The following is a 17,857-nucleotide window of genomic DNA, read 5'->3' on the forward strand; positions in this document are numbered from 1 at the left end:
CCTGAATTAGTTGTGCGGCGTGGCTGGAATGGCGTTGGCTGCGCTCAGGGTCTCGCCCTGAAAGCCCCCGCCCAGCGCTTGCATCAGTTGAATCGACAGATCGATCTGCTCGGCATTGAGGTTGGCCAACTGACGTTGGGCCTGCAGCAGTTGCTGCTCGATGCTGAGCACGTCCAGGTAGTTGCCGATGCCGGAACCGTAACGCTGGACCACGGTGTTATAGGAATCCTGAGCAATATCGGTGGCGTGCTGTTGCGCGCCGATTTGCCGGCCGATGTCACGCAACTGGTTGATCGTGTCGCTGACATCACCCAGCGCTTTCACCAGGCTTTTGTTGTACTGCGCCACCGCCAGATCGTAATCGGCGTCACGTGAATCGAGGTTGGCGCGCAGGCGCCCGCCATCGAAGATCGGCAGCGAAATGGTCGGGGCGATGCTGAAGAAGCGACTGGCCGAACCAAACATTGCGTCACCCAACAAGGATTCGGCACCGGCGGAAGCCGTAAGGTTCAGGTTGGGATAGAAGCGGGTTTTCGCCGAATCGATGTCTTTGCTCGCGGCCTCTACACGCCAGCGGGCGGCGACCAGGTCCGGGCGGCGGCCAAGCAGCTCTGCCGGAAGAACCGAGGGCACAGCCACGGCGCTGGCTTGCAATACTTTGGGCCGGGCGATTTCACTGCCGCGATCCGGGCCTTTGCCGAGCAGCACGGCCAGGGCGATTTTCGCACTGCTCAGGCGTTTTTCGGCGTCGATCAGGCTGGCTTCGGAACTGGCTTCCAGACTCTGGGTTTGCTGGAGCTGGTACTGGCTGTCGATCCCGGCGCTCAAGCGACGCTGGCTCAGATCGAGCATTTGCCTGGTGCGCTTGAGGTCATCGCTGGCCAGGTCATAGACGATGTGCGCCTGCCCCAGATCGCTGTAGGCCCGGGCCACATCGGCGGCGAGGGTCAATTGCGCGGCCTGACGGTCGACTTCAGCAGCACGAGCCTGGCCGAGTGCGGCTTCCCAGGCATCACGCTGGCCGCCCCACAGGTCGAAGTTGTAATTGAAGCCGGCGCTGATGTTACGCACGGTGGCGTAGGCATCGCCCTGCCCCAGCGGATCCTGATCCTTGGCCAGGCGCGAACGGCTGATGCCGGCGCTGGCGTCGAGGGTCGGATAGCGTTCGGCATCGGCGGCATACGCGGCGGCGCTGGCTTGATGGGCGCGGGCGGCGGCGATCTGCATGTCCGGGCTGTCGCGCAGGGCTTCGCGGATCAGACCGTCGAGCTGTGGATCGCCAAGGCTGGTCCACCAGTCGCTTTTCGGCCATGCCGCAGGCGACAGGGTCACACCGTTGAGGGATTGGCCGGCCTTCAGGCTTTTCGCGTCGAGATTTTTGCCTTGGGTATCGAGGCCGCTGTAATTGGCGCATCCGGCAAGGATCATCGCCGACAGCACCAGCGTCAGGCTGCTGCGCAAGGTTTTACTGCTCATTGTGTTCACCTAAGCGCTGGATGGTGATCGGGTCACCGGCGGCCAGCAGGATTTTCTTGAGGATGTATTCCAGGGTCTTCAACTCGTCCGGGGAGATCGCGCCAGCCAGTTCATTCATCGCGTCGGCGCCGATCTGCGGCAGCCGATCCGTCAGCTGCTGGCCCTGTTCGGTCAGGGTCAGTTGCACTTGGCGGCGATCACCTTCGCTGCGTTGGCGAGCCAGGAAGCCCTTCTGCTCCAGACGATCGAGCATGCGTGTCATCGAACCGCTGTCCAGCGACAGGTGCCGGCACAGCTCGGCCGGGGTATCGACGCCGAACTGGGCCATGATGATCAACACTTTGAACTGCGCGGCAGTGATGCCGTGGGGTTCCATGTGGGTGTCGATGATCCGGTCCTTGAGCAATGCGGCGCGGCCCAGCAACAGGCCGAGATGGCAGGTTTTGAATTCGTCCGGGGTGAAATGCTTCATGTGCTCACCTAATAACTGCCTAGGCAGTGAATATATGTCGAGATGTTACTGCCTAGGCAGCGAATGTCAACGCAATAGTTAGGTTGCTTTGCAATTAGTTGACCAATGGACTGGGTCTTTATGCTGAACAGGCGGGCGTCATCACCAACCCGCTGACGATTAGTAGTCTTCATGCCTCTGCCTGCCGCCTGTGAATCAACGGGATTGCCCTATTCCACGATGACTTCAACAAAGGCCATGGCTCGCACGTGCACCCGGCATCCCCCCCTTCAGCGAGTTGAAGATCGACCGCATACAGGTGCACGACTGCAGCGCCAACGAGGAACTGACGCAGGCGCCGACCTGCATTGCCAGGCTCGGTCCCCCGTTGGTCTAACGGTGGTGACGGGAAGCTTGGAGACCGCGCAAGAACTTGATCTGTTGCGTAAAATCGACTGCACTCAGATTCAGGGTTTCCTGATCTTTCACGCCATATCTTCGGATCAATTCCAGCCGTTGCTGTCCCATGACGGGCCGACAAACGCGTATGGATTGGCAAGCGGGTGTCGAGGCCCGTCACTTGCCATCGAAGTCACTGTGTCCAACGGCTCTCTCATCACTGCTACCCAGGTCCTCTAATGCCACATCCCAATGCCCTTCTGGAGAAACTCGCCAGCAGTTCCTCGCGCCTGAACAAGAGCCTGCTGGTGCTCGGAGCCCTGTTGTTGCTGTTGCTGGGCATCAGCTATGTGGGGGTGACGCGCATGATCGAAGAGCGGCGCGAAACCTTGCAGTTTCACTTCGCCCGGCTGATGGAGAATGTCCACGAACAGGAAGTGTTCCTGCAGGATATCGCCCGGGAAAGCGTCAAGAGCGAACGGCTGCCCAGTCTCATGTTGCCACCCTACTCACAAAAACCCCTGCCCGATGAAGGGCCGAATATTTACGAGGGCCGCGGCCTGCCGTTTTCGCTGCCCTATAGCTTGAAGATCAATACGGACAGGATTGCCCCCAGCCAATACCCGAAGATCTTTGCGCTAGGTACCCATTTGGCGGCCTATTACAGTGCATTCTGGTCGGCCTCGCACTATCAGTCGCCCCAAGTCGCCCTGATCAATGGCCCCGACAATTTTGACCTTGCCGTACCCTCCACCGGGCGTTTGCGCGGTCCGGGACGGGTACCAATGCCTATGGGCGATCTGATCAATGCGATGACCCGCTTGAACAAGCGCCTGCGCGGGCAGAACTCGCCATTGCCAGATTTTCAGGTGCACTGGGAACCCTATGTCTCTTCCAATGACGACAAGAGCGCCCCCACCCTGCTGGCGTACGTGAGTATCAACCTGGCGAAAACCGCATTGACCGTCGAGGGCGCCGATACCTGGGTGGTGCTGGGCTCGCTGATGAACCTGTCTCAGGTCAACAACATCGAGCGGTTGATGCAGTGGTCGATCTACGATGACTTCACCTTGATCACCCCTCGTGGCGTGGTATTGACCGGAGCTCTGAAACCCGGCGAGGTGCTGGATGAAGGGGTGAACTTCAACCGCGACGGCCTGGTGTTCAAACTGAGCAGCCCCGGGGAGCATCACTGGACGGCGATCTACTTCATCAGCCTGCGCAGCTTCCTCGATTACGCGCTGTGGCCATTGCTTGGCCTGGTCGCGCTGGTGCTTGCGCTGCTCGGTTGCAGTCGGGCGATCAATCGCTGGTACCAGGCCCGGGTCATCCTGCCCGCGCAGAGCGCCCACGCCAGCATCGCTGAAAGCGAGGCGTTCAGCCGCACGGTGATCGATACGGCGCCGACCGGCCTGTGCGTGATTCGCCGCAGCGATCACCAGGTGCTGCTGGAAAACCAGCGCGCCCAGCAATGGCACCACAACGGCCAACTGATGAGCTTGCTCACGCCCCTTACGGGCCCCGGTCACGCCGATCTTGAAATCAATGGGCGCCACCTGCACGTCGCCTTTGTGCCCACCCGCTATCAGGGCCAGGACGCCTGGTTATGTGCGTTGCATGACGTGACCCGGCATGTCGAAGATGCAGCGGCGCTGGAAGAAGCGCGCCAGGCCGCCGACTCGGCAAACCAGGCCAAAAGCCGTTTCCTCGCCACCATGAGCCACGAGATCCGTACTCCCCTGTACGGCGTGCTGGGAACTCTGGAGCTGCTTGGCCTGACCTCGCTCGCCCCGCGCCAGCAGGATTACCTGCACACCATCCAGCGCTCCTCCGCCACGTTGTTCCAACTGGTCAGCGATGTACTGGATGTGTCGAAAATCGAAGCCGGACAGATGACCCTCGAACTTGAGGATTTCTGCCCGCTGGAGCTGACCGAAGACACCGTGCGCACCTACAGCGCCTTCGCCCGATCCAAGGGCCTGCTGCTCTATGCCTGCATCGACCCGGCGCTGCCGGACCGGTTGCGCGGTGACCCGATACGGATTCGCCAGATCCTCAACAACTTGCTGAGCAACGCCATCAAGTTCACCGATAACGGTCGCGTGGTGCTGCGGGTTCAGTTGCTGGAAAGCGACGACGGCCGTGCCCATGTGCAATGGCAAGTCAGCGATTCGGGAAAGGGGATTACCCAGGCGCAACAACAGCAACTGTTCGACCCTTTCTATCAGGTCAACGACGCCAACGCGCAAGCCGGTGCCGGATTGGGACTGGCCATTTGCAAATGGCTGTGCGAGTTGATGGCGGGCCAGTTGAACGTGGTCAGCGAGCCCGGGCTCGGCAGCAGTTTCATCCTTCAACTCTCGCTGGAACACGCACCCGGTGAGCTGGCCGATTGCCCTGTGTTCGGCCCCGGCAGCGCCGCCGTCTATGTGCGTGCAAAGGTCGCTGAACAGGCCCAACACCTGATGGCCTGGCTCAAGCGTTTTGGCCTCGACTGCCACCCGCTGACGGCCGGTACACCAGTGTCATCGGCACTGCTGGTAGAGCTTTGCTCGCTGGCCAATACCGCGGCCTGGCCGGGTCCGAAGGTCGTCGCCACGGCGGATGGCCCCAACCCTTCGCAATTACGCGGTACCGTCCGAGAAGTCGACGCCCATGATGTCCGCGCGATCGCCTGGGCGATTTACCAGGCCCAGCACGGCGCCAGCACCGACAGCCAACCTTCGTCGCCGGATACCCCCCGGCAGTTGAATCTGCAAGTGCTGGTGGCGGAAGACAATGTGATCAACTCGGCGATCATCAAGGAGCAACTGGAAGTGCTGGGCTGCTCGGTGGTCGTCGCGGCCAATGGCGAGCTTGCCCTGGCGCAGTGGTCGCCCGGACGCTTCGATCTGCTGCTGACCGACGTCAATATGCCGGTCATGAACGGCTACCAATTGACCACGGCGTTGCGACAACTGGATCAGGCCTTGCCGATTATCGGCGTCACCGCCAACGCCTTGCGCGAAGAAGGCGAGCGCTGCACTAGCGTCGGCATGAACGCCTGGATGGTCAAGCCACTGAACCTCGCCACCCTGCGCGCGCACCTGGAAAGACATTGCAAAATCGCCCTACCAGCGACCAGCGTTGCGCCTCTAAAGCTGTCACCGAACATGCGCGAACTCTTTGTCACGACGCTACGCCAGGACATGCAGGTCACGCTGACGGCACTGGACAACGCCGATGCCAATCGCGTGGCGCAACAGCTGCACAGCATGGCCGGTGCATTGGGTGCGGTACAGCTCGAGGAACTGGCCACAACCTTCGTCGAGCTGGAGTGTCGCTTGAACGGCATGAGCGTGACCAGCGCCCTGGACCTGGAGGTGCGCCAGAATCTGGCTCGATTGAAAGACCTGCTGGACACCCTTGAATAATTTCAATGCGGATAATCAGCCATGGAAACCCTCAAGGTTGCCATTGCCAATGACCACCCCATCGTCCTGGGGGGGGTACGAGAGCTGGTTGAGCGTGGCCAATGCTTGCGCGCTGATGGAATACCTGACGCGGCACTTCCCCAACGTGCTGGTGCTGACGATGATTTCCAACCCGCTGATCCTGACGCGCCTGCAAGAGATCGTGGCAAGCCGGTGCGCAGCAGTGCCGAGCGTTTTACTCACATGTTGCTAAAGGAACATAAAATAGTGCGTTGATTTGTTCCGGGAGTGGGAGTCAGCAACGATTGACTTAAGAGCGCAAAGATAACAAGCATTCAAAAAAATTCTCGCCACGAGCAAACTTGACGCCAACAGCAACCATACACTTCTGGATTACTAACATAACTAGAAAAACTCAAACTAACAGACAACTACATTCCAGCTGCAATTAACTTCTAGGAATCGTCTGATGTACCACCAAAAAATCGCGTTATATCGTGTTGTTGTTTTAAACCTAACCACTGGAAAACAACATGAAAAAGCTAACTCGCGCACTTCTCGCCCTTTCAATCATCGCCGCCGCTGGCAACGCCCTGGCAGATGACCCCGTCCAGGCCGGTAGTGGCACTATCAACTTCACCGGCACCATCAACAACGATGCCTGCTCCGTTGAAGGCGCTGGCAAGGGTAAAACCATAGCGGTCGACATGGGCGAAGTGTCGATCAAAGACATGGGCACTCCCAGCGCGCCTAAAGGCAACGGCACCCTGAACGTCGAAAACTTCAGCATGAAGATCAACTGCAACGCCGGTACTAAGGTCGCAATGATCTTCCGACCAACCTCGGGCGCAGGTTCGGGTCTTGTGCCCGGTACCAACGTGCTTCGTCTGATCGACGGCCTGGGGGCTGCGAAAGGTATCGGCATTGCGCTGCTTGATTCCAATGGCGCCGTGATCGACCTCAGCTCGCCTAGCACCGCAAAGATCGAAAACACTCTGCAAGACAGCAACACCACCCTCAAATTCTCCGCAGCCTACGTAACCACCGTCGCTCCGGCACAGGCTGTTGCCGGTCGTGGCGACGCCACCCTACCGTTCACGCTGCAATACGAATAATCCGCGCGAACACACAAGCCCGGTGCGGGGCCGGTCGGCCCCGCATCCTCATTCACTTGCGCGGTAGCCCTCATGTTTTATCGTCACTCACTATCCTTTTGTGCAGGCCTGCTGAGCCTGTTCGTGGTCAATCAGGCCATGGCCGGAATTTCCTTGAGCAGCACCCGGCTGATTTTCGACGGCCAGCACAAGGAGGCCGGAATCACCGTGCGCAACAGCGGTGAAGACGTGTTGATCCAGTCGTGGATCGACACCGACTCCAGCGAAACCGCAGCCGTACCCTTTGCTGTGACGCCGCCCCTGGTGCGCGTCAGCGGCGACGAACAGCAAATATTGCGGGTGATCTACGAAGGCGCGGGCATGCCGACCGACCGCGAGTCGGTGGTGTGGCTCAATGTGCAAGAGATCCCTCGAGCGGCGAAATCCGAGAACACGTTGCAACTGGCCGTGCGCCAGCGCATCAAGGTGTTCTTCCGCCCGGCAGGCCTGAAAAACAACGCCTATCTGGCACCGAGCGAACTGACTTGGCGGCTGACAGAACAAGCCGGCAAGAGCTTGTTGGTGGTGAATAACCCAGGCCGGTATCACGTGTCGATTGCAGATATCACACTTCAATCCGGCACCATCAGTGAACACCCCTTTGATTCGATGATGATTGCCCCCGGCGAACAAAAAAGCTTCACCCTTAAACAACTTCACAACGCCAATACAGCCCGTCTTTTATTCAAAAGCATTAATGATTATGGCGCACAAGATCGTTATGGAGCACAAATTTCGAACAGTGCCGATACCCGAGCCAGTTTGAATAAACAAACCCCATAACTTAAGCGCCGCTGTGACGGCTGAACTTCCACTGTATTTCTCTTCGCTCCGTTAGTTCGTATCGGAGGTGATATGGGGTTCCTGCATGTTTTTACTCAAGCGCGACAGATGGGCGCCATTTTCGATTGTTCTGTTATTCAGCACCACCTGCGTGGCCGATGACGATGAACAGTTCAATACCTCGTTTCTCCTAGGCGCACCATCTTCTGTGGATCTGCAACCATTGCTCGCCAGCAGTCGTGTGCTGCCCGGCATCTATCGGGTGGACCTGTACGGCAACGAAACGCTGGTCGGCCGCCGCGACATCGATTTTCGTCGCCCTCCCGGCACGAGCAAGGTCGAGGCCTGTCTGACTCTGGAAATAGTGCAGCAACTGGGGGTCGACATCGGCAAGCTGCAAGCCAGCGGCAAACTGAGCAGCGATGATCCCGATGCCTGCCTGGACTTGCCCGCCTTGATCGATCACGCCAGCGTGCGTTACGACGTACCCCGTCTGCGCTTGATCGTCAGTGTTCCGCAACGCGCCATGGTGCGTGGCCGACGTGGTTATGTCGACTCGGCCCTATGGGACGAAGGCGTTCCCGCCGCATTCATCAACTATCAGTTGAGCAGCAGCCGCAACGGCACTCGGGGTGAAAATACCCTGTCCAACAACATCGGCCTGCGCAACGGCATCAACCTCGGCGCCTGGCGCTTGCGTAACGAATCGAACTTTAGCAGCAGCACCGGCCGCCCCAGCACATTCAAAAGTAACCGCAGCTATCTGCAACATGACGTGACTGCCCTGAAGGGCCAGTTCAGCGCCGGGGATATTTTTTCAGATGCCGACCTGTTCGACAGCGTGCGCTATCGCGGCCTGAAACTGGCGTCCGACGACGGCATGCGTGCCGACAGCGAGCGCGGTTATGCGCCAATCATTCGCGGCATTGCGCAGTCCAGCGCCACCGTGGAGATTCGCCAGGACAGCTACCTCCTCTACACCGCCAACGTGCCGCCGGGGCCATTCGAGATCAGCGATATCTACCCCAGCGGCTCCAACGGCGACCTGGAAGTGACGATTATCGAAGCCGATGGCCGCCGCCGGGTGACGGTGCACGCATTTTCCAGCCTGCCGATCATGGTCCGTGAGGGCCAGTTGAAGTACAGCGTCTCGGCCGGCCGGTACAACAGCAACAGCGTTGACCAGAAGTCACCGCAATTTGTCAGCAGCACCCTGGCATACGGCATCAGCAGTAACTTGTCCGGGATCGTCGGGGTGCAGGCCTCGGAAAACTTCAAGGCGCTGTCCGTGGGAGCTGGCCGCAATACAACTATCGGTGCCGTCTCGCTGGACTTGACCCACTCCATGAGCAGCACTTTCGGCAAAACCATCACCGGCAACAGCCTGCGCGCGCTGTATGCGAAGACGTTCACCGGCACCGACACCAACTTCACCCTCGCCGCCTATCGCTACTCGACCGAGGGCTATCGCACCCTCACCGAGCACGTCGAGGAACTGAGCAACGACGGTCAGAAGCGTATCGGCAACTCGAAAACCCGTACCGACCTGACCGTCAACCAGAGCCTGGGCCGAAACCAGCGATACGGCAGCGCCTACATCAACGCCAGCGACCAGCGTTACTGGGGACGCGGGGGCTCGCAAAGCCTGTCGGCGGGTTACAGCAACTATTGGGGCGATGTGAGCTACAACCTCGGCGCCACCTACTCCAAGGATGTCGGCAACTACGGGCCGGCGAACAATGACACACTGGTGAACCTGTCCATATCGTTCCCGCTGGGCTCCAAGCCTCGTGCACCCCGCGCCTTCGTCTCGGCCAGCACGCAGAAATCCAGCGATACCACGCAAATGGGCATCAACGGCTATCTGGCGCAAGACAGCGACACCTATTACTCAGTGCAAGCCGGCAACAGCAGCAACGGCGGCAGCTCCGGCTCAGTCAACCTCAGCACCCGCACCTCATTTATGGATATCAGCGCCGGTTACAGCCAGGGGCGCGGTTACAACGCGCAAAACCTTAACCTGTCGGGTTCGATCGTCGGCCATGCCGGCGGAATCAACCTGGGACAAACCGTGGGCGAAACGTTCGCGCTGGCGCAAGTCGAAGGCGCAGAAGGGGTGAAAGGGGTGAAAATCGGCAGCTTCTCCGGAGCCAGGACCGGCAGCAACGGCTTCGCCGTGATCCCCAATGCGCAGCCCTATCGCGTGAACTGGATCAACCTCGACACTCGAGACCTGGGCGCCGATATCGAGATCGACAGTGGGACCCGGCAAGTGGTGCCACGTCGTGGTGCCGTGGTGCTGGCGCGTTACACCAGCAAGACCGGACGGCGGGTGCAGTTTGCGCTGTTCGACGCCAAGCACCAGCCGATTCCGTTTGGCGCGTCGCTCGAGGACAGCACTGGCAAACAGTTGGCGATCTCTGACCCTGGTGGCAAGGCTCTGGCACTGGTTGAAGCCGACACCGGTACCCTGACTATCCACTGGCAGGGCCAGAGGTGTGAAGCGCCTTATGCCTTGCCCGAACGCGACAAGGCGCTGAACTATGAGCGGGCGAACCTGGTGTGCCGCCCCTGATTCCTCAGAAATCGCGCTTGTAAAAGATATCCAGGGAGCTGGCGAAACCGCTCGCCGCTTCCAGATAGACCTTCTTGCTCAGCTTGTAACGCAGAGCGATGGTACTGGCTGGCTCAAAGACCCCGACGCCATAGCGCAGGCTGAGCCTTTCGGAAATGGCGCCGCTGGCCACCACGCTGGTGTTGTTGCCGCTGCCCTGGGTATCGAGTTGGAAGTCCTGAATGCCCAGGTTCTTGGCAATGCCGCCGGTCAGTTCCGAGCTGCCCATCAGCCCCAGCCCGAGAGCCGCCTGGGCCAGCATGTTGTTGTCTTCACCGGTGGACGTCAGCGGGCGCCCCAGGACCAGATAGGACAGCGCCTGTTCCTGGCTCATGGCCGGCTCCGAGAAGATCTGCGTCGCCGGTTGCTCGGCGCTGCCACTCAGGCGGATGCCGGCAATCACGTCGTCAGTCTGGCGCACGGCCTCAATGTCCAGGTAAGGCTGGTCGATGGGGCCGGCAAACAGCAGCCGCGCACGACGCACGGTCAAGCGCTGGCCGTAGGCCCGATAGCGGCCGTCGTTGAGCCACAGCTCACCGCGGGTATCCATGTTGTCACCAATGTGCACGTGCCCCTGCAGGTTGGCAGTCAGGCCGAAACCGCTGAAGGCCAGCTTGTCCTGGCCCACCTCCACATCGATGTTCATGGCCATGGCCATGGGCTTTTTGCCGTCGTCGGTCTGCTGGCCGACGATCACCGTGTCGTCGGAGACCTTGACCGTCGAGGGCGGCAATTCGCGCACGGTGATCTGGCCCTTGGGGATCAGCACCTTGCCAGCAATCGCCAGCTTTTCCTCCTGCAGCGAGATCTTCAGGTCCGGCGCCACCTCCAGCGCTGCATAGGGCTCCACCGTCACCGGCAGTTGGGTGCCCTTGAGGCTCAGGTCCACCAATAGCGCCCGGCCCCAAGTGATGTTGCCATTGAGGCTGCCCTGCCCGGCCTTGCCGCTTTTCCAGCCGCCGTTGAGCTGCACGCTCTCGCCAGCGATCTGCGCGCTCAGTTGCAGGTCTTCAAGGCTGATGGGCAACTCGGAGCCGGACACCTCGCCCCCGGACAACTGCACGTTGCCGTTGACCTGAGGCGCCAGCAGGCCGCCAGACAAACGACCGCTGCCATTGAGGCTGCCGCTGAGCTTTTCCACCATGGGCACGAACGGCCGCGCCACGGACAGATCCAGCCCACTGAGGCGGAAATCACCGGACAGCGGTTTGCTTTTCGGCAACGGATTGATCTGCGCCTGGAGCATCAGCTCACCCAGTTTGCCGCCGTCGAACTGCAACTGCGTGTCGATGCGCCGCGGGGTGAGTCGGGTATTGAGCTTCAACGCCTGATAGGGGAAATCCAGCCACTGGTCCTTTTCCTTGACCCGCAAGGTGCCGCCGCTGGCGTCCAGCATGATCTGGCCCTGGGGCCCGCTGGCCGGCAAGTCCAGTTGCACATCGGCATTGAGCATGCCCTTCCAGGCGAAATCCTTGGGCAGCCACTGCGCCAGGCTGTCGAGGGGAAAACGCTTGAGGTGATAACGCAGTTTCGGGTCCGGCATCAGCCGCTGGTCTTCACCGCACAGGCTGGCATCGCCGCTGGCCCAGCAGTGGGCAGCGAAGTTCAGCGTGCCGTTGGCCAGCCGCTCAAGCCGGGCCGGGTTCTGCAGCTTCCAATCCTGGCCGCCGGTCTGTACATCGCCGCTGGCCAGGCGCCCGCGCCAGTTGCCCTGGTCCAGGGCGCCATCCAGGCCCAGGGCCAGTTTCAACAGCGGCCCTTGCAGGTCCAGTTGCAGTTTCTGTTTCTTGATGTCGCCCTGGCCGGCCAGGGTCAGGGTCCCCAACTGCGTGTCGCCCAGCTGAATCCCGCTGCCCTTGAGGTCCACCTGGGCCTTTTGCGCACCATCCAGAGTGGCGTCCAACTTGAGGTTCTGCAGGCGGTTTTCGGCAAAGGCCAGTTGCTGCCCGGCCAGGTCCAGCTTGCCCTGTGGCGCCTTGAGGGTGCCGGCCAGGTCCAGCCGACCGTTGAGCTGCCCACGCAACTCGGGCCAGAGCTGACCCAGGCGCGGCATCTTGATCTCCAGCTGGCCGGCGATCTTCTGTTGCAGGCTGCCGGAGCCGTTGATCCGGTTGTCTCCCAGGCGGATGTCCAGCGCGCCCAGGGTCCATTGCTCGCCCGCTCCGTCGGCCTTGGCCTGGAGAACCGCCGGCTGTCCGCGCAAGCGTCCCTTGAGGTCGAGGTTGGCATTGAGCTTGAGTTGCTGGTTCTTCATTTCGCCCTGGCTGCGCAGGGGGCCGGCCAGGGTTCCGGGCAGCTCCGCCACCCAGTACGCGGGGTTGATGGCCGACAGATCCAGGGCGGTATCCCAGGCAATGCCGTCGGCGAACTGCAGGTTCAGGTGGCCCTCGGCCTTGCCCTGGCCCGCCGCCAGCTTGAACTGCGGCAGATAGATTTTCGTCAGGTCGCCGCTGAACGGGCTGCTCAGGCTGAACGCGCCTGCCGGGCCGTCCAGGTCGCCCTTGAAGTTGCCCAGGTAGTTACCGTCACGGTAAGCCACTTCGGCATCAAAACTGCGGACCCGCACCGCCGGCTCGTCAATCAGCGGATACAGGCGGTGCCAGGGGAAGTCCAGCCAGGCCAGCTTGGCCTCGGCGGCGAAACCTTCGCTCCAGTCCAGTTGCCCACTGAGCTTGAGGTGTTGCTTGTCGTTGGCGCTCAGGTCCAGGGCGGCAATCTGTGCGCCCTTGGCGTCGACCTTGCCTTGCAGCAACAGGGCCACCGGGCCCTGCTCCGCCGGCAGGCTGGCCTTGCCGGCGAGCTGGTAGCCGCTTTTCAGGTCGCCCTGGCCAGTCAGCTCCAGCTGATCCAGTTGCAGGGTGTCCGGCAGATCGGCGCTGGCCTTGAACCCATCGGCAGTGATGCGCACCTGGGCCGGCAGGTTCTCCACCAGGGGCTGCACCTGGCCGCTCAATTGCCCTTGCAGGTAGCCACGGCTGTCGGCATTGAGCCGCAGAGTCTTGAGCAGGTCGCCTTCAACCTTCAACGCCAGGGACCAGGGGCCACCACCGGGAGCGGGCAAGCCGAGGTTGCCCTGGGCGGTCAGGGGCCAGTCGCCACTGGGTTGCAGCAGCCCGGAAAGGTCCAGACTCAGTTCATCGCGCTTTAGGTGCAAAGAGTCGATCTGCAGGCCTTGGGCAGTCCAGTGCGCCGCCAGTTGCAGAGTCTTGAGTTCTTCACTGCCATTGAACAGCAGGCTGCCCACACGCACTTGCCCCAACTCGATGGCCAACGGCAGCTTCAATTCCGGCAGGCTGATGGGCTCCGAACTGGTTTCGGTTTCGCCGCTCGGAGGGAACAGCAGGCTGACCTGATCGGCTTCCAACTGCTCGATGCACAGGGTCATGCGCAGCAGGCAGCCGGGCGACCAGGTGAACTGCACGGCGTTGAGCTCGACCCGGTTGCCCTCCTGTTGCCAGAGCAAATGATCGGCGCTCCAGTGCCCGCCAAGGCGGCCCTCGAAATTGTCCAGGGTCAGCCCCGGCACTCGCGCCAGGGCCCAGCGGCTGCCAGCCTGGGTTCCGAGTACGCTGGCCACGGCCAGAATGATCAGGATCACCAGCGCAAGAATCGCCAGCAGCGTTATCTTCAAACCACGCTTCAAAGCTCTGGCCCCATGGAAAAGTGCAAACGAATATCGCCGTCGTCATTCATCGCGTGGGCCAGGTCGACCCGAATCGGTCCCACTGGCGAAACCCAGCGTACGCCGACGCCCACCCCGGTCTTGAGGTTAGGCAGCTCCAGCTTGTTGAAAGAGTTGCCCTGGTCGACAAAGGTCGCGATCCGCCATTTCTCGGCGATCGAATACTGGTACTCGACGCTACCGGCCACCATGTAGCGGCCGCCGATGCGATCGCCTTCGGAGTTTTCCGGTGACAGGGTCTGATAGTCGTAGCCCCGAACGCTCTGGTCGCCACCGGCAAAGAAGCGCAAGGACGGCGGAATCGACTTGTAGCCATTGGTGGCACTGCCACCGAACTGCACTCGCCCGAGAAAGCGGTGGTTGTCCCAGACCGTGGTCAGGCCCTTGAGCAGCACCGTGCCATACAGCAGGTTGGTGTCGGAACCGACCCCTTCCTTGGCCAGCTTGGTGTCGAACTGAATGCGATAGCCGTTATGCGGGTCGATGCGATTGTCGCTGCGCAGGTAGGAATAAGTCAGGCCAGGCATCAGCAGATTACTCAGGCCCGAGTCGTCCCCGAGGCGATATTCCTCTCGCTGATACTTCAGCGACAGCACCCGCTGCCAGCCGCTGGGCAACTTGCTGTGCCACTCGGGACCGATGGTGAGCAACTTACTCAGGGTATCGGTGCCGGCAATCTCTTCATTCTGGTAACCACCGGCGAACCGCAGCTTGTCGGTCAGAGGCGGGTCCAGGGGAATGTCGTACCACAGGCCGACGTTCTGCCGCGGGGCAGAAACTTCCGCCTCCCAGCCGTAACTGTGGCCCTGGGGGTTGACCCAGTGCCGGGTCCAGTTGGCCTTGACCCGCGGCCCTACGTCGGTGGAATAGCCGAGGCCGAGGCCCATGGTCCGGGGCTTGCGGGTTTCCAGCTGGACCGCCACCGGAATCACCTCGTGCTCGGCGGCAGTAGGCGCGGCGTCCACCCGCACGCCCTCGAAGTAGCCGCTCGACTGCAGGGCCTGGTTGAGTTCGGCAATCAATTCGGAGTCATAGGGCGCGCCGGCCTTGAACGGCACCATGCGCCGCAACAGGTCTTCATCGAACAGGGAGTCGCCGCTAAAGCTGACCTTGCCCAGCGCGTAGCGCGGGCCGCTGTCATAGACCAGGTCGATGTCCGCGACACCTGCCTGGGGGTCCACCGACAGTTTCTGCTGGGTAAAGCGCCCGCTGAAAAAGCCATAGCGCGAAGCCTGGTTCTGGATCAGGCGCTTGGCGTCTTCGTAATGGCCATGATTGAGCACGGCTCCAGGCTTGAGCTGGTCGCCGTCGGGAAGGCGAAACGACTTGAGGGAGGCCGCCGGGCCTTCGACCCGGACTGTCACGTTGCGCAGGTGCACCGGTTCGCCGGGGTCGATCCGCAACGTCAGGCGCGGTTTGTCACCGCCACGCACCTCACTCTGGATATGCGGTTGGTAGTAGCCCAGGGCCTGGGCGGCTTTCTTCGCCTGCTCCTCGGCGCCCCGGCTGAACCGCAGCAAGGCTTCTTCATCGCGATCGCCGACACTGCCAATGTAACCCTCCACATTGGCCTTCAACTCGTCATTGGCGGGCTTGACCCTGACATCCAATTCGCTCTGCGCCAGCGCCGCACAGCTTGTGAACAACAGCAAAAAGCCGCTGGTAAATCTTCCTGGAAACTTCATAGGCGCGGATGCTATCACGAGCTTGGGAGGGCGATAGAGCGCTCAGGTGCACGGAAAGTTCTATATCAGGCTGTTGCTCTTTGTAAGTGCTGCGGGTTGGGGTGAAAAAATACGTGCTCACGCACCGGCCCCACCGCAATCTCACCGATCTCTTCATAGCCCTGACGCTTGTAGAACTCCAGGTAACGCGGATTGCCGGTGTCCAGCACCACACCCTGGGAATGTTCGTCCACGGCGCACCAGTTGTGCACCGCCGCCAGCAATTGCTCGCCGAAATGCTGGCCCTGAAACTGCGGATGTACCCCCAGCAGCGGCAGCACATGCACTGCATCATTGGGCAGGCAGGCCTGCACCGCCTGGTGATACTCCAGATAGCGCTGGGTGCAGCGAAACCCGGTGCTGAGCACCATACGCAGGCGCCAGGCCCAACTTTCGGTGATGCCCAGGCGCCGTTGCGGCGGCGCGATCAGGGCGATACCGATCAGCCGGTCATTGACCAGCAGGCCGATGGCCGGCAGGTCCTGAAGAAAATGCTGCTTCACCAATTCGCGCACTGTGGCTCGTACCCGCTGTTCGTAGCCGGGGCGATCGGCTTCGAAAATGAAGCCGAAGGTCGGCTCATGGCGGTAGGCCTGGTACAGCAGCGACCGCGCTTCGCGGGAATAGCCGCTGTCGAGCTGGTGAATATCGGCGATGACATTGGAGGAATCAGGCATGACGGTCACTCTCCCCTGGACCCGGCTCAAATGGCCGCGTTCTTGTTAGTACGAGCCCTGCGCGCCGCTGATCGTTCCCGCGCCCCTGGGACATTAGCAGCGCATCCGCCACGCCGCCACGCTGGCCGGCCCGGGCGTTGTCAGCTAGCATCGCTGTTTTGCCAGGACCGCCGACCATGAAAATCGTCTCGTTCAATATCAACGGGCTGCGTGCCCGCCCCCATCAGCTGGCGGCGCTGATCGACAAACACCAGCCGGACGTGATCGGCCTGCAGGAAACCAAGGTCGCCGACGAACAGTTCCCCCTTGCCGACATCCAGGCCCTGGGCTACCACGTGCATTACCACGGCCAGAAAGGCCATTACGGCGTAGCCCTGCTCTCGCGCCAGGCACCGTTGGCCCTGCATAAAGGCTTTGAAGGTGACGACGAAGACGCCCAGCGGCGCTTTATCTGGGGCACCTTCGCCGATGCCAACGGCACCCCGGTAACCATCATGAACGGCTACTTCCCCCAGGGCGAAAGCCGCGACCACCCCACCAAATTCCCGGCCAAAGAGCGCTTCTACCAGGATCTGCAGCACCTGCTGGAAAGCCGTTTCAGCAATGACCAGCCCCTGGTGGTGATGGGCGATGTGAACATTTCCCCGGAAGATTGCGACATTGGCATCGGCGCCGAGAACGCCAAGCGCTGGCTGAAGACCGGCAAGTGCAGCTTCCTGCCGGAAGAGCGCGAGTGGATGGCCCGCCTGAAGAACTGGGGCCTGGTGGACAGCTTTCGTCACCTGAACCCCGAGGTGAACGACCGCTTCAGCTGGTTCGACTACCGCAGCCGCGGCTTCGAGGATGAACCCAAGCGCGGCCTGCGCATCGACCTGATCATGGCCTCCCAGGGGTTGTTGCCACGGGTCAAGGACGCTGGGGTCGACTATGAACTGCGGGGCATGGAAAAACCTTCGGACCATGCGCCGATCTGGCTCGAACTGGGCTGATCGACAGGCACAAAAAAGCCCATCTGCCGATGGGCTTTTTTTTTGCGGTTACAGCTGTATGTGCTCGACCCGCTCCGTGGTACCGGCACTGGCGATAGCGCTGATGGCGCTCTCGAGGGTGGCTTCCGAATCGTACAAGTGGCTGACCAGAATCACTTCCTTACCGGACTTGAGCTTGAAAAAAGGTTTGCCGCCCGACGAAATTTTCTTGACGTAGCGTTCCGGGGAAGCGCAGTGTGCGCGGAACAGGCCGAGAGCCGCCTCGGCACTGTCCCGGCAAGGGTAGCGGTCGCTTTGAAGCATGGTCTGCGCCTCCTTTGTCTTCAGCAAGAATCTGCATGCACCACTGCCATACTGCTTCAGCTCGAACCAGGCACTCATTTGTAACTCCTTTGCACACTACGAAATAGCAGCTCAACACTGCCGAGGCATCCGCGGGGGATGACGCGTTGGCAGTCGCCCCAATCCCCGCCAGACAAAGTTGCCCACTCTACG

The 17,857-nt window shown here is 61.1% G+C and carries 11 protein-coding genes and 1 pseudogene; 6 read left to right on the plus strand and 6 right to left on the minus strand.

Features of this window, described 5'->3' with window-relative positions; translation table 11 throughout:
- Positions 1-6: 6 nt before the first annotated feature.
- Positions 7-1,476: an efflux transporter outer membrane subunit gene (locus tag A9971_RS05740; protein WP_011062205.1), complete on the minus strand. Its 1,470-nt coding sequence runs from the start codon at positions 1,474-1,476 to the stop codon at positions 7-9.
- Complete coding sequence (locus tag A9971_RS05745) at positions 1,466-1,948, minus strand: MarR family winged helix-turn-helix transcriptional regulator (RefSeq protein WP_011062206.1); 483 nt, start codon at positions 1,946-1,948, stop codon at positions 1,466-1,468. The genes A9971_RS05740 and A9971_RS05745 overlap by 11 nt, the downstream gene beginning before the upstream one ends.
- 617 nt (positions 1,949-2,565) lie before the next feature.
- On the opposite strand from A9971_RS05745, the gene A9971_RS05750 reads away from it, so the two are divergent.
- The 5 genes and pseudogenes from A9971_RS05750 (at position 2,566) to A9971_RS05770 (ending at position 10,251) form a co-directional block, all read left to right on the plus strand.
- The gene (locus A9971_RS05750; RefSeq protein ID WP_183000999.1) at positions 2,566-5,739 is read left to right on the plus strand and encodes a hybrid sensor histidine kinase/response regulator; all 3,174 of its coding nucleotides are present in this window, start codon (positions 2,566-2,568) and stop codon (positions 5,737-5,739) included.
- 21 nt (positions 5,740-5,760) lie between these two features.
- Positions 5,761-5,941 (plus strand): annotated as a pseudogene (locus A9971_RS05755) (DNA-binding response regulator); the annotation flags it as partial.
- A gap of 331 nt (positions 5,942-6,272) precedes the next feature.
- Positions 6,273-6,854 carry a fimbrial protein gene (locus tag A9971_RS05760; protein WP_183001000.1) on the plus strand — a complete coding sequence of 194 codons (582 nt, stop codon included), beginning with the start codon at positions 6,273-6,275 and terminating at the stop codon, positions 6,852-6,854.
- 72 nt (positions 6,855-6,926) lie between these two features.
- Complete coding sequence (locus tag A9971_RS05765; protein WP_183001001.1) at positions 6,927-7,676, plus strand: molecular chaperone; 750 nt, start codon at positions 6,927-6,929, stop codon at positions 7,674-7,676.
- 85 nt (positions 7,677-7,761) lie between these two features.
- Positions 7,762-10,251: a fimbria/pilus outer membrane usher protein gene (locus A9971_RS05770; protein ID WP_183001002.1), complete on the plus strand. Its 2,490-nt coding sequence runs from the start codon at positions 7,762-7,764 to the stop codon at positions 10,249-10,251.
- Between the two features lie 4 nt (positions 10,252-10,255).
- Here the strand turns inward: A9971_RS05770 and A9971_RS05775 are convergent, their stop codons facing one another.
- The 3 genes from A9971_RS05775 to A9971_RS05785 form a co-directional block, all read right to left on the minus strand.
- On the minus strand, positions 10,256-13,933 hold the full coding sequence (locus A9971_RS05775) for a translocation/assembly module TamB domain-containing protein (RefSeq protein ID WP_183001003.1): 3,678 nt from the start codon (positions 13,931-13,933) through the stop codon (positions 10,256-10,258).
- Positions 13,930-15,657, minus strand: coding sequence for an autotransporter assembly complex family protein (locus A9971_RS05780; protein WP_183001004.1), 1,728 nt, complete (start codon positions 15,655-15,657; stop codon positions 13,930-13,932). The genes A9971_RS05775 and A9971_RS05780 overlap by 4 nt, the downstream gene beginning before the upstream one ends.
- Positions 15,658-15,722: 65 nt before the next feature.
- Positions 15,723-16,373, minus strand: coding sequence for an N-acetyltransferase (locus A9971_RS05785; RefSeq protein WP_011062214.1), 651 nt, complete (start codon positions 16,371-16,373; stop codon positions 15,723-15,725).
- Positions 16,374-16,549: 176 nt separating this feature from the next.
- Between A9971_RS05785 and xthA the strand changes: the two genes are divergently transcribed.
- Positions 16,550-17,362 carry an exodeoxyribonuclease III gene (gene xthA / locus A9971_RS05790; protein ID WP_011062215.1) on the plus strand — a complete coding sequence of 271 codons (813 nt, stop codon included), beginning with the start codon at positions 16,550-16,552 and terminating at the stop codon, positions 17,360-17,362.
- Positions 17,363-17,410: 48 nt separating this feature from the next.
- On the opposite strand, the gene A9971_RS05795 is transcribed toward xthA, so the two are convergent.
- A complete protein-coding gene (locus A9971_RS05795; protein WP_011062216.1) occupies positions 17,411-17,743 on the minus strand; it encodes a YegP family protein in 333 nt (110 codons plus the stop codon).
- Positions 17,744-17,857: the final 114 nt, after the last annotated feature.

It is taken from the genome of Pseudomonas sp. UME65 (assembly GCF_014170225.1).
Taxonomy (GTDB): domain Bacteria; phylum Pseudomonadota; class Gammaproteobacteria; order Pseudomonadales; family Pseudomonadaceae; genus Aquipseudomonas; species Aquipseudomonas protegens.